Raw genomic sequence first — 12,985 nt, 5'->3', positions numbered from 1 at the left:
GTTGGGTGTGGTTTTTGGAGCGGTTGGGTTTTTGCGGCTCTCGGGCGTGGGGGCCCAAAAACCCCCCGGGGCCCCCCGGGGGGGGGCCCCCGGGGGGGGGGGGGGGGGGGCCCCCCCCCCCCCCCACGGCTCCGGGCAGGGCCCTCAGTGAGAGCCGGAGCGGAAGAACGGCACGGCGACCTGATCGATGAGCGCCTCGATCTCCGCGTCATCCCACTCGCTGCCGCCCACCTTGGTGCGGTACATCATCAGCGCGGGAATGACGTCGAAGGCCAGCTCCGTCATGGCCCCTGGACGGACCTCGCCTCGCTCGACACCTCGGCCCACCACTTCCCTGATGAGGTCGGTGGATGGCCGGATCACGCCGTCGAGGATCACCGACTGGAAGCGTTCGGCCGTCCCCGCATCGCATTCGTGAATGACCGAGCGCAGGGCGGAACCGGAGGTGGACAGCATCGCGTCACGCATGCCCCGGCACAGCTGATAGAGGTCGTCGCGGACGTTGCCCGAGTCCGGGGCCCGGCCCAGGGACGGCATCGCGCTGCGCAGCGCCTCTGCGACCAGCTCCTCCTTGGAGGACCAGCGCCGGTAGATCGCCGCCTTTCCCGTCTGGGCGCCGGCGGCCACGCCTTCCATCGTCAGGCCGTTCCAGCCCACCGTGCTCAGGGCTTCCAGCGCCGCTTCGAGGATCGCGCGTTCCAGCACGGATCCCCGTCGGCGCAGGGACACCACCGGCTGCCGAGCGGGGGCGGCCGATCGCGAAGTGACCATGTGCTTCTCTCCATCGAACAGATTCGGTTCGCCTCCGTGAATCTCCCGGAATCGAGGCCGGACAGACACGGAAGCGGAAGGGGCGGCGCGGGATCGAGCAGCTCCCGACCGGAGTCGACGGCTCCGGAAATTTCCGACAACGAAGATCCAGTGAACGCTTGCGTTCCTTGGAGGGGACTCAGTAACGTTGACGGAACAGTGAACGGAGCCGTTCACTAATTCTTTTGTGGGGGAACTCCAGTGACGACCTCTCAGTTAGACGCACGAAGCACACCGGGCGCGGCACGTCGGCAAGGCCGCCCTGGGATTGCCCTGGCCGTCATCGCCGCTTGTCAGTTGATGGTTGTGCTCGACTCCACAATCGTCAACATCGCACTCCCGCACATCCAGGAAGCCCTGAGTTTCTCGACCACGGATCTGTCCTGGGTCCTCAGCGCCTACACGCTCACCTTCGGCGGCCTGCTCCTGCTCGGCGGCCGCGCCGGAGACATCCTCGGCCGCCGCCGGGTGTTCATGGCCGGCATCCTCGTCTTCACTCTCGCCTCGCTCCTCGGTGGATTCGCCCAGGAGCCTTGGCAGTTGCTCACGGCCCGCGCGCTGCAGGGCATAGGGGGCGCGATCGCCTCGCCGACTTCGCTCGCGCTCATCACCACGACATTTTCCGAGGGTCCCGAGCGCAACCGCGCGTTCGGCGTCTTCGCCGCGGTGTCCGCCGGTGGCGGCGCCATCGGGCTGCTGGCGGGCGGGATGCTCACCGAGTGGCTGGACTGGCGCTGGGTCTTCTTCGTCAATGTGCCGATCGGCGTCCTGATCGCGGTCCTGGCTCCGATGTATATCAACGAGTCCGACCGGCACTCGGGCCGTTTCGACATAGCGGGTGCCCTGACTTCGACGCTCGGCATGGCCTCCCTGGTCTACGGATTCATCCGGGCCTCCGAGGAGGGCTGGCGGGACTCGCTCACGCTGGCGTCGTTCGGAGCGGCGGTGCTGCTGTTGGCTGCCTTCGTACTCGTGGAGATGAGGGCCAAGGAGCCGATCACACCCCTGCGGATGTTCGCCGACCGCAACCGCTCAGGGACGTACGTGATCATGCTCAGCCTGGTCGCGGCCATGTTCGGCATGTTCTTCTTCATCGTGCTGTTCGTGCAGAACGTCCTGTCCTACAGCCCCATCGAGTCCGGCCTGGCCTTCCTACCCGTTACCGTCTCGATCATTGTCGGAGCGGGACTCTCGCAGCGGTTCCTCCCGGTTCTGGGGCCGAAGCCATTCATGATCACCGGTTCGGCACTCGCCGGAGTGGGGCTCTTCTGGCTCACCTTCATCTCCCCCGACAGCTCCTACCTGTCCGGAGTACTCGGTCCGATGCTGGTATTCAGCTTCGGCATGGGGCTCAACTTCGTGACTCTCACGCTGACGGCGGTCTCCGGAGTCGCCCAGCAGGAAGCAGGTGCGGCTTCGAGTCTGCTCAACGCGAGCCAGCAGGTGGGCGGTTCGCTGGGGCTGTCCATCCTGGTCACGGTCTTCGGAACCGCCAGTCGCAACGAGGCGGAGAAGCAAGTGCCCGCCTTCCTGGCCCAGGGGTCACCGGAACAGAAGGCGCAGTTCGCCAAGAGCGGCGAGCTGCCGGGCGGCTGGGGCCACGCGGTGCTCGCCCAAGGCATATCCACCGCCTTTCTCGCCGCGGTGGCCATGGCCTCGCTCGCCCTGCTGACCGCCCTGCTGATCATCCGGGTACGCAAGAGCGACCTGGACGCCCTGAGCGGCAAGGCCGCTGCCGGAGGGCCGGCAGCCTGAACCGCGGGGATGTCGAGCGAAAAGGAGGGGAAGGCTCGCTGCGGGCCGTCCTCGCCTGAGGAACGGCCCGCGCGATGGACGTAGGCGGAGCTACGGACGGCAGCCCGCAGACACCCACTTACAAGTTGATCAGTAGGGGTCGTACGGGTCGTAGACGTCGTCCGTCCCGCCGCCGCGCTCGTCGCCGTTGTCGCCCGTGCTCAGCCCCCGGCAGTCGAGTGCACGGTAGCCGGGGTCCCAGTCGCCGAGGATGTCGCGGGCTCGAGCTTCGCCCCAACTCGTCGCGTACCAAGGGTCGTCGGAGTTGCGAAGCGTGCGCTGGATGTCCTGCAGCGCGCAGGAGCGGAGGGGTTCGGGAAGGGTGTCCAGAGCGGGTACGGCGTCGGCCGACAGGCCCTTGAGGTACTCGATGTCGATCGAGTGATCGTTGCGGTATCGCTGGACGTTCTGCTCGGCGATGAGCCCGTCGGGCGAGACGAGACCGAAGGCCAGTACGCCGACGGCCGCGCTGACCGCGACGGCACGCGGCAGCAGGCGGGGGCCGAACACTCCGGCCGCCATGATCAGCACGAGGACCACGCCGAGCCAGAGTTCCACGGCGGCGACGGAGATCCGCAGCCTGGTCAGGCCGTACGCGTCGACGTAGAGGTCCATACGCCGTAGGGCCGAGGCGACCACGACGAGGGTGAGGAAGCACAGGGTGCCGAGCACACAGCGGACGAGAGTGCGGTCGCGGGTGCCGCCGCGCGGGGCCCAGCGAAGCGCGAGCGCGATGACGCCGAGCGTGAGCACCGTGGCCCAGAGCAGTTGCCAGAAGCCCTGGCGGGCGTATTCGGAGTAGCTGAGATCCGTCTCGGCCATCACCTTGTCGTATCCGCCGAGCAGCACCGTGAGCTGGATGGTGAGGAACGCAGCGAAGAGAAGGTTCAGAACGATCAGCGGAAGGGCCCACTCCAACCGCCCGCGCGCCTTGCCCGGTCGTACGGTCACCCCGTCCCAGCGGACCGGAGCGGCTGCGGTGTAGGCAGCGGCGAGGGCACCGACCAGACCGAGGAGGCCCAGGAAGATCCGCCATGGACCGTCACCGACCGACACGTCCGGGGTCAGGTTGCCCAGCAGGTCCGCGAAGGCGGCGTCGGCACTCGCGAAGAGCGCGCCGAACACGATGACCAGGACGATGGCCACGGCCACGGACCGGAACACGACACCGAACCGGCCCCGGGACCCCGACATGCGCTCGCGCACACCCCGGACCCCCCAGCCCAACGATTCGAACACGGAGGTGAACACACCCAGGGAACCCAGGAACACGCCGAGCCAGCTTCGGCTGCCGTGCAGCGCCAGCGACCCGAGTGCCAGCGCGGAGACCATCGCGAGGAAGATCGGCCAGCCGGCGTCCCGGAGCGCGGGGACGACCAGGAGCGCCAGCCCGCCGATCGCCCACACGGCGGTCCAGGGGCGGAGCGTGCGGCCTGCCGCCCTGGCGGACATGTACGCGCCGGCGGAAGCGGGCAGCGCCACGATGAGCAGGTTCAGCCCGATGCCGTCGCCCAGCAGAGCCATGCTGAGCAGGGTCGTCGCGAGGGTGGCCCAGAGGGTGCCGGTCTGGACGGGCCCGGGCTTCACGGCTCGGAGCCGCTTCGTGACCGAGGGCTGTGGCGGGCCCCAGGGGCTCGGCGGCCTCTGTCCGCCGGGGCGCTGCGCCGCGTAGGCGGGGATCTTGGGTGGCTCGGGCATCGACGCCGTACCGCCTCCCGCCTCGCCCCTGCCTCCGGCCGCGGAGGCGCCGGCCGGCACGGATATCTGCTCGCCCCGTGCCCCCGGGACGGCGGTTCCGGGCGCGGTCTGCCTGCTGCTGGCCTGCCCGCTGTCGGCCTCCCTGGGAACACCCTGCTTCGGCGCGGCCTGCGCGCTGTCGGCCTCCCCAGGAACACCCTGCTTCGGCTCGGCCTGCCCGCTGCCGGTCTGCCCGGGGACGCCCAGACTCGGTGCGGCCTGCCCGTTGCCGGCCTGCTCGGGGGCAGCAGTTCCCGGCGCGCCCTGCCCGCTGCCGGCCTCCCCGGGAACGCCCCGCTTCGGCTCGGCCTGCCCGCTGCCGGCCTCCCCGGGAACGCCCTCGTCCGGCGAAGGCCGGGGTGAGGTGGGCTTGTCCGGCGCGGGCTCGGGCCGGGGTGAATCTGGCGGTGTTTCGGACACGGGACCCCTCCCCACCGGGGTCCGCTCACGCGAGCCCTGGGCAGCGCGCGGCCCCCCGGCGTCTCGTTCGGTGCGCACCCGTCGTCATGATCACCGAGGGCGGCGTGGCCGAAAGAGTAACCCCGCGTCACGGCCGCCAGCCGTGCGAGGGCGTGCTGTGGCAGGACCGTGACACTTGAAGTGCCGGTCCGCCGCGCGGCCGCACCTGCCGCGTCGGCTAGCGGGACATCCAGTCCGGCAGGGGTTCCGTCCGGGCCGTCCAGTGCGCGGGAGGGGCGCCCGCAGTGCTTGCCGCGATCACGCCGCCGACGATGGCGCAGGTGGTGTCGACATCGCCGCCGGCCTGGGCCGTCACCCAGAACGCCTCCTCGAAGTCGCCGAGGCTCCGCGCCGCCGACCACAGGGCGAAGGGGACGGTGTCGTGCGCGCTGGTGCGGCGTCCGTTGCCGAGGACCGCCGCGACGGTGCCCGCGTCCTTGTAGTCGAGCATGTCCCGGGCCCGCCGCAGCCCTGCACCGACGGCGCTGCGCGGGACGAGCGCGACGACACCGTCCAGCAGGTCCTCCGGAGCGGGCGGCCCGGCCGGTGAGGCGACGAGAGCCGCGGCCGCCGCGACGGCCATCGCGCCCACGACGGCCTCCCGGTGCTGGTGCGTGGTGTACGAGGAGATCTCCGCCTGGTGCGTGGCCTGCTCCGGGTCGTCCGCGTACCAGGCGCCGAGCGGCGCGATACGCATCGAGGAGCCGTTGCCCCAGGAGCCCTGTCCGTTGAACAGGGAGGAGGCGAGCTCGCGCCAGTCGCCGCCTTCGCGGACCAGGCGCAGCATGCGGTTCACGGCCGGGCCGTATCCCCGGTCGAAGTCGTGGTGGTGCGCGAAGGACCGGGCCAGGGCGTCCTGGTCGATGCGGTCGTGCTGCTGGAGTACGGCCACGACGGAGCAGGCCATCTCCGTGTCGTCGGTCCACTGCCAGGGCCCGGCCGGGAGGGCTCGGTCCTTCAGGAGCGGATAGTTGGCGGGCACGAAGAACTGGGAGCCCAGGGCGTCTCCCACGGACAGGCCGCGCAGGCTGGCCAGGGTGCGTTCGAGGCGCTGGTCGGAAGCGGATTCGGTCATCGCTTCCACTCTATCCGGAGATGCCGTAGGGCTCAGGAGTACGCCAGCGCGCGAAGGGCCGGTCGAGCGTGTACCGCCCGTCCTTGCCGAGCACCAGCGTCCGCGACTCCCCGTTTCCGGGGTTGGAAAGCGACTCGAATTCGGCCACGGTCCAGTGGAACCAGCGCATGCAGAAGAGCCGCATGGTCAGACCGTGGGTGACCAGCAGGACGTTCGGCGGGTGGTCCGGGGCCTCGAAGCTGCGGTGCAGGCTCTCCAGGAAGGCGCCGACCCGGTCGTACACATCCGCACCGGACTCGCCCTGCGCGAAGCGGTAGAAGAAGTGCCCGTAGGCGTCCCGGTAGGCCTTCTGCAGCCTGACGTCGTCGCGGTCCTGCCAGTTCCCCCAGTCCTGCTCGCGCAGCCGGGGCTCCTCGCGGACCCGTACCCGCCCGGCGTCCAGGCCGAGGGATGCGAACGTCTCGTGGGTGCGCCGGTAGGGAGAGACGTACACGCTGACCCGCTCGTCCCCGAACAGCCCGCGCAATCGCTCCCCCGTCTCGTGGGCCTGGCGCAGCCCGGTGGGGGTGAGCCTCAGCGCGTGGTCGGGTTCGCGCTCGTACACGGTGTCGTCGGCGTTGCCCTCGGACTCACCGTGGCGGACAAGAACGATTCGTTGCGGTCGTGCCATACGACGACACTAGATCGAGTCGTCGCCGTTCGAGCACCTGTCCGGAAATCGTCGGTGCATGTCGCCGCCGTACCCCCGCTCGGGTACGTCACACCGTCCAGGACGGTTCAAGCTGCACCACGTCGCCGGCGAGTGCCGCCACGTCCTCCTCCGTACCCGCGCGCTGCGAGAGCCGGTCCACGCTGCCCGGCCGGTATTTGCCGCGTTCCGCGCTGGACTGCCACATCGACAGGACCAGGAACTCGTGCCCGGGCGCCTCGCCGAAGACCCCCCGCAGCATCCCCGGTGATCCCGCCATCGCCGGGTTCCACACCCGCTGCTGCATCAGCGCGAAGTGTTCGACCCGGTCCTCGTGAACCCGGCTGTGGGCCACCCTGAGCACATCCGCGTCCGTGAAGCGGGGCTCGAATCCGGTCTTCACGTCGAAGCGGTACTCGAAGAGCTTGACCTGGAGGTCCTGGTACGTGCCGGACTGCGCCGCGGCCAGTGCGTCGTGGCCGCGCGCCATGAAGGAGTCGTAGAAGACCCGGTTCTCCCAGAAGGCGAAGACGTGCGCCACCTCCGGCCGGACGCGGCTCCAGCCGCCGCCCTGCCCCCTGAACCCCGGCTCACCCAGCAGCCCCGCCCACTTCCGCTGCCCCTGTTCGAATCCCCGACGGTCCGACACACTGCAGCGAATCCACTTGACCAGCACGGCGCCATCGTACGGCGGTCGGGCGTGGCGTGGGTCACGCTCCCACGGAGTCCACCGGAACCGGCCGTCTCCCGCCCGATCCTGGCCCGTTTCAGCCGCTCGTCCCCAATCGGGTTGGTTCGGGGGCGCGTTGCGGACATGATCGGGGGACGGTACCGGAGCGTCGTCCCCGCGCGCAGGAGGGAAGTCCGATGAGCACTCCCAACAAGGATCTCGACAAGGTCGAGGTGCGGATCAAGTGGGACCCCAGCGACCAGGGCGAGGCTCCCAACGACCTCGACATCATCGCGGCGACCTACCCCGCCGACGAGCCGTACGGCAGTCCCGCGTACCTCGTCCACTTCGACAGCCGGGCGCCCGACGGCACGATCACCCTCGACCGGGACAGCAGGACGGGTCAGGGCCTCGGCTACGACGAGGTGATGACGCTGGAACTGAACCGGCTGTCCGACGCCTATGCCCGGGTCGTCGTCGGCGTCGCCATCCAGCAGCGCGACGGGCGCAAGACGTTCGGCGCCATAGAGCACACCGGGGTCCAGGTCCGCGAGGGCTACACGACGCTCGCGGAGGACGACTTCTCCGCGGTGCGGGGCGCCACCGCGGCCGTCGTGGCCGAATTCGTACGGGACGAGTCCGGCGGCTGGCACTTCCACGGCACCGTCCGGGGCTTCGACGGCGACCCCGAGGAGTTCGCGGCGGCGATGGGCGGCCGTGCGTTCGGCGCCTAGGCGCCACGTAACAGCAGTGCGGGCAGGGCCTCCGGGGAGGACCTGCCCGCACTCACCGTTCAACGATCAGCTGCAACCGCTGGTGGAGCCGCAGCCCTCGCAGATGTAGCAGGAGCCGGCGCGCTGCATCTTCGTACCGCAGGAGAAGCAGAGCGGGGCGTCCGCGCTGATGCCGAGCTGCATCTCGACCAGCTCGGCCGAGGTGTGCGCCGTCTTCGGGGCCGGCGTGCCGGCCTCCTGCACCGGGGCCACGGCCTTCAGCGGCTCCGGCTGCCGCACGGGGGCGGTCTGGGCCAGACTCTCGGCCTCCAGCTGCTCCTCCTCGAACGTCGGCTCGTAGGAACCGGTGTCGAGGTGGCGCTGACGCTCCTCGGCGGAGTGGATGCCGAGGGCCGAGCGGGTCTCGAAGGGCAGGAAGTCGAGCGCCAGGCGGCGGAAGATGTAGTCCACGATCGACTGCGCCATCCGCACGTCCGGGTCGTCCGTCATGCCGGCCGGCTCGAAGCGCATGTTGGTGAACTTCGAGACGTACGTCTCCAGCGGGACGCCGTACTGCAGACCGACCGAGACCGCGATGGAGAAGGCGTCCATCATGCCCGCGAGGGTCGAGCCCTGCTTGGACATCTTCAGGAAGACCTCGCCCAGGCCGTCGTCCGGGTAGGAGTTGGCCGTCATGTAACCCTCGGCGCCGCCCACCGTGAAGGAGGTGGTGATGCCGGGCCGGCCCTTGGGCAGACGCTTGCGGACCGGGCGGTACTCGACGACCTTCTCGACCGCGGTGCGGATGGTGTCCTCGGCCTTGGCCGTGACGGCCTCCTTCTCCTTCTCCTTGGTCTTGGCGGAGAGGGGCTGGCCGACCTTGCAGTTGTCGCGGTAGATCGCGAGCGCCTTGACGCCCATCTTCCACGCCTCGAAATAGACCTCCTCGACGTCCTCGACGGTGGCCGTCTCCGGCAGGTTCACCGTCTTGGAGAGCGCGCCGGAGATCCACGGCTGGATGGCCGCCATCATGCGCACGTGGCCCATCGCGGAGATGGACCGCTCGCCCATCGCGCAGTCGAAGACCTCGTAGTGCTCGGTCTTCAGGCCGGGGGCGTCGATCACATTGCCGTGCTCGGCGATGTGGGCGACGATCGCCTCGATCTGCTCCTCCTGGTAGCCCAGGCGGCGCAGGGCCTGCGGGACGGTGCCGTTGACGATCTGCATCGAGCCGCCGCCGACGAGCTTCTTGAACTTGACCAGGGCGAGGTCGGGCTCGAGACCGGTGGTGTCGCAGGACATGGCGAGACCGATGGTGCCGGTGGGCGCGATGACCGACGCCTGCGCGTTACGGAAACCGTTCTTCGCGCCGAGCCGGATCACGTCCTGCCACGCCTCGGTCGCGGCGGCCCAGATCGGGTTGTCCAGGTCGTCGGCGTGCACGGCCACGGCGTTGGCGTCGGCGTGCTGCTTCATGACGCGCTGGTGCGGCTCGGCGTTGCGGGCGTAGCCGTCGTACGGGCCGACGACGGCGGCCAGCTCGGCGGAGCGCTTGTACGAGGTGCCGGTCATCAGCGAGGTGATGGCGCCGGCGAGCGCGCGGCCGCCGTCGCTGTCGTACGCGTGGCCGGTCGCCATCAGCAGGGCGCCGAGGTTGGCGTAGCCGATGCCGAGCTGGCGGAACGCGCGGGTGTTCTCGCCGATCTTCTCGGTCGGGAAGTCGGCGAAGCAGATGGAGATGTCCATCGCGGTGATGACCAGCTCGACGACCTTGGCGAAGCGCTCGGACTCGAAGGACTGCTTGCCCTTGCCGTCGTCCTTGAGGAACTTCATCAGGTTCAGCGAGGCGAGGTTGCACGAGGTGTTGTCCAGGTGCATGTACTCGCTGCACGGGTTCGAGCCGTTGATGCGGCCGGACTCGGGGCAGGTGTGCCAGTGGTTGATCGTGTCGTCGTACTGGATGCCCGGGTCGGCGCAGGCCCAGGCGGCCTCGGCCATCTTGCGGAAGAGGGACTTGGCCTCGACCTCTTCGATGACGTCGCCGGTCATCCGGGCGCGCAGCCCGAACTTGCCGCCGGACTCGACGGCCTTCATGAACTCGTCGTTCACGCGGACCGAGTTGTTGGCGTTCTGGTACTGGACGGACGTGATGTCGTCGCCGCCCAGGTCCATGTCGAAGCCCGCGTCGCGCAGGGCGCGGATCTTCTCCTCCTCCTTCACCTTGGTCTCGATGAAGTTCTCGATGTCGGGGTGGTCGACGTCGAGGATGACCATCTTGGCCGCACGGCGGGTGGCGCCACCGGACTTGATCGTTCCGGCGGAGGCGTCGGCGCCCCGCATGAAGGAGACGGGACCGGAGGCGTTGCCGCCGGAGGAGAGGAGTTCCTTGGAGGAACGGATACGGGAGAGGTTCAGGCCGGCCCCGGAGCCGCCCTTGAAGATCATGCCCTCTTCCTTGTACCAGTCGAGGATCGACTCCATGGAGTCGTCGACGGCGAGGATGAAGCAGGCGGAGACCTGCTGCGGCTGCGGCGTGCCGACGTTGAACCACACCGGGGAGTTGAAGCTGAAGATCTGGTGCAGGAGGGCGTACGCCAGCTCGTGCTCGAAGATCTCCGCGTCGGCGGGGGAGGCGAAGTACTGGTAGTCCTCGCCGGCCTTCCGGTACGTCTTGACGATCCGGTCGATCAGCTGCCGCAGACCGGTCTCGCGCTGCGGGGTGCCCACGGCGCCCCGGAAGTACTTACTGGTGACGATGTTGACCGCGTTCACCGACCAGAAGTCGGGGAACTCGACGCCACGCTGCTCGAAGTTGATCGAGCCGTCGCGCCAGTTGGTCATGACGACGTCACGGCGCTCCCAAGTCACCTCGTCGTACGGATGCACGCCGGGGGTGGTGTGGATGCGCTCGATACGCAGGCCCTGCTTGGACGCAGTCGACTTGGTCCCCTTGTTGCGGGAACCTCGTGCCGGGCCGCTCGCCGTCTCTGTCATGCCGCCTCCCATATGTGGGCAAAAACGCCCTGAAGTGCCGAGAACTTCCCCGGGCACAGTGTGTGTCTGATGCTTCGGCCGCCGCATTCGTCATACGTCGCCCGGAGCAAGGTCCAGGTGCCGGCCCGCGCGATCCCCGGATCGGCGCGGTCGGCGGCTGCCGCTCAGTCGGCGGCGACGGCGGGGGCGGGGACCTCAAGGGTCTCGCCACTCCCGCATGATTCCGCGCGGGGCCGCCGCTCACGGAGTTCCGTGATGGCGGCCTCGAAGTCTTCGAGGCTGTCGAACGCCCGGTACACGGACGCGAAGCGCAGGTAGGCGACGAGGTCGAGTTCCTGCAGGGGGCCGAGGATGGCCAGGCCCACGTCGTGAGTGGTCAGCTCGGCGCTGCCGGTCGCGCGCACCGCCTCCTCGACCCGCTGGCCGAGCTTGGCGAGGGCGTCCTCGGTGACGGGCCGCCCCTGACACGCCTTGCGCACACCCGAGATGACCTTGGTGCGGCTGAAGGGCTCGGTGACCCCGCTGCGCTTGACCACCATGAGTGAACAGGTCTCCACCGTGGTGAAGCGGCGGGAGCAGTCGGGACACTGGCGGCGCCGGCGGATCGAGGTCCCGTCGTCGGTGGTGCGACTGTCGACGACCCGGCTGTCGGGGTGCCTGCAGAAGGGGCAGTGCATGGCTCCCAACCCTCCTTCACAGCACGACTGAATAGCCTCTTCAGGCCCCGTCAGGGCCCTCGAAGCGGTCTCAAGCATAGGCGATGACCGCACCCCCGATAGACGGGGGACCACTACATTCGGGGCGGTCGGAAGTATCCAACCACTAGATCTTGGGTCCGGCCGCGCAATCGGCCCTACGCGCGTGTCGCGCCGGAGGGCGGCCGGAAGGCAGCGTAAGGCCGACCAAGAGGGTACGGGAAGCGCCCGGACGGCGGACGACCGGGCAACCACCCCACGACGGCCCCGCACGGGGCGCCGCGTTACGGTCCAGTGGCGGCCGCGAGGACCGCCGGGGCGAGCGGCGCCACCCCCGAGGGCACCCGCTCGTCGCGCACTGTAGGCAGCCTCATACACCCGGCGGTGAAGCCCCGACAGTCTTTTATTCGTTTTTCACTCGAACGTGTGTTTGGCGCAACCTTTCGAAAGCTACTACCGTTGTGCAGCCAGGGAGACCATTCGAGAGGGGCCGCCGACGTGACCACCACCGCAGACAGTGCCATCATCACTGCCCAGGACCGCTCCCAGAGCCGACTCGAGCCGGTGCATGCCATGAATGACTCAGTCACGAACACGGAGGGCCCGGAGCCCGGGCGCCCAGCGCGCTCGCTTCCCGGACGACCTCCCGGAATCCGGGCGGACAGCTCGGGGCTCACGGACCGGCAGCGGCGGGTGATCGAGGTCATCCGGGATTCCGTGCAGCGGCGCGGCTATCCGCCGTCGATGCGGGAGATCGGTCAGGCGGTGGGCCTCTCCAGCACCTCCTCCGTCGCCCATCAGCTGATGGCGCTGGAGCGCAAGGGCTTCCTGCGCCGCGACCCGCACCGCCCCCGGGCATACGAGGTACGCGGCTCGGACCAGCCGAGCACGCAGCCGACCGACACCACGGGCAAGCCCGCCGCCTCGTACGTGCCGCTGGTGGGCCGGATCGCCGCCGGTGGGCCGATCCTCGCCGAGGAGTCCGTCGAGGACGTCTTCCCGCTCCCCCGCCAGCTGGTGGGTGACGGCGAGCTCTTCGTCCTCAAGGTCGTCGGTGACTCGATGATCGAGGCGGCGATCTGTGACGGCGACTGGGTCACCGTGCGCCGCCAGCCCGTCGCGGAGAACGGCGACATCGTGGCCGCGATGCTGGACGGCGAGGCCACGGTGAAACGCTTCAAGCGCGAGGACGGCCATGTCTGGCTGCTCCCGCACAACGCCGCGTACCAGCCGATCCCCGGCGACGAGGCGACGATCCTCGGCAAGGTCGTCGCGGTGCTGCGCAGGGTCTGAGACCCGCACCTCACGCTCTCTGGGAGAAGGGGCCCCGGGTCCGGCTTCGCGCCGGAC

At 69.5% G+C, this 12,985-nt stretch carries 10 protein-coding genes; 3 read left to right on the top strand and 7 right to left on the bottom strand.

Going from position 1 to position 12,985, the window contains the following annotated elements:
- Positions 1–144: 144 nt before the first annotated feature.
- Positions 145–771 carry a TetR/AcrR family transcriptional regulator gene (locus tag ACIQZN_RS23770; protein WP_403997306.1) on the bottom strand — a complete coding sequence of 209 codons (627 nt, stop codon included), beginning with the start codon at positions 769–771 and terminating at the stop codon, positions 145–147.
- Between the two features lie 240 nt (positions 772–1,011).
- Between ACIQZN_RS23770 and ACIQZN_RS23765 the strand changes: the two genes are divergently transcribed.
- A complete protein-coding gene (locus ACIQZN_RS23765; protein ID WP_403997303.1) occupies positions 1,012–2,565 on the top strand; it encodes an MFS transporter in 1,554 nt (517 codons plus the stop codon).
- A gap of 129 nt (positions 2,566–2,694) precedes the next feature.
- On the opposite strand, the gene ACIQZN_RS23760 is transcribed toward ACIQZN_RS23765, so the two are convergent.
- The 4 genes from ACIQZN_RS23760 to ACIQZN_RS23745 form a co-directional block, all read right to left on the bottom strand.
- Entirely contained in the window at positions 2,695–4,191 is a 1,497-nt protein-coding gene (locus ACIQZN_RS23760) for a DUF4153 domain-containing protein (RefSeq protein WP_403997603.1), read from the bottom strand.
- Between the two features lie 787 nt (positions 4,192–4,978).
- Positions 4,979–5,875, bottom strand: coding sequence for an ADP-ribosylglycohydrolase family protein (locus tag ACIQZN_RS23755; RefSeq protein WP_403997300.1), 897 nt, complete (start codon positions 5,873–5,875; stop codon positions 4,979–4,981).
- 10 nt (positions 5,876–5,885) lie between these two features.
- Positions 5,886–6,545 (bottom strand): histidine phosphatase family protein, encoded by a 660-nt coding sequence (locus ACIQZN_RS23750; protein WP_403997297.1) that lies wholly within the window; start codon positions 6,543–6,545, stop codon positions 5,886–5,888.
- Between the two features lie 88 nt (positions 6,546–6,633).
- Positions 6,634–7,239, bottom strand: a complete 606-nt coding sequence (locus ACIQZN_RS23745) for a YdbC family protein (protein WP_403997294.1) — start codon at positions 7,237–7,239, stop codon at positions 6,634–6,636.
- A gap of 191 nt (positions 7,240–7,430) precedes the next feature.
- Between ACIQZN_RS23745 and ACIQZN_RS23740 the strand changes: the two genes are divergently transcribed.
- Positions 7,431–7,967 (top strand): TerD family protein, encoded by a 537-nt coding sequence (locus ACIQZN_RS23740; RefSeq protein WP_403997291.1) that lies wholly within the window; start codon positions 7,431–7,433, stop codon positions 7,965–7,967.
- Positions 7,968–8,033: 66 nt separating this feature from the next.
- Here the strand turns inward: ACIQZN_RS23740 and ACIQZN_RS23735 are convergent, their stop codons facing one another.
- Positions 8,034–10,940, bottom strand: coding sequence for a vitamin B12-dependent ribonucleotide reductase (locus tag ACIQZN_RS23735; RefSeq protein WP_403997288.1), 2,907 nt, complete (start codon positions 10,938–10,940; stop codon positions 8,034–8,036).
- Positions 10,941–11,104: 164 nt separating this feature from the next.
- A complete protein-coding gene (nrdR, locus tag ACIQZN_RS23730; protein WP_328902755.1) occupies positions 11,105–11,617 on the bottom strand; it encodes a transcriptional regulator NrdR in 513 nt (170 codons plus the stop codon).
- A gap of 516 nt (positions 11,618–12,133) precedes the next feature.
- Between nrdR and lexA the strand changes: the two genes are divergently transcribed.
- A complete protein-coding gene (gene lexA, locus ACIQZN_RS23725; protein ID WP_026171816.1) occupies positions 12,134–12,928 on the top strand; it encodes a transcriptional repressor LexA in 795 nt (264 codons plus the stop codon).
- Positions 12,929–12,985: the final 57 nt, after the last annotated feature.

The sequence above is a fragment of the Streptomyces sp. NPDC097595 genome (genome assembly GCF_044761525.1).
GTDB lineage: Bacteria > Actinomycetota > Actinomycetes > Streptomycetales > Streptomycetaceae > Streptomyces > Streptomyces drozdowiczii_A.
The sequence above is the reverse complement of the archived record's forward strand: the minus strand, read 5'-3'. Positions and strand labels throughout refer to the sequence as shown.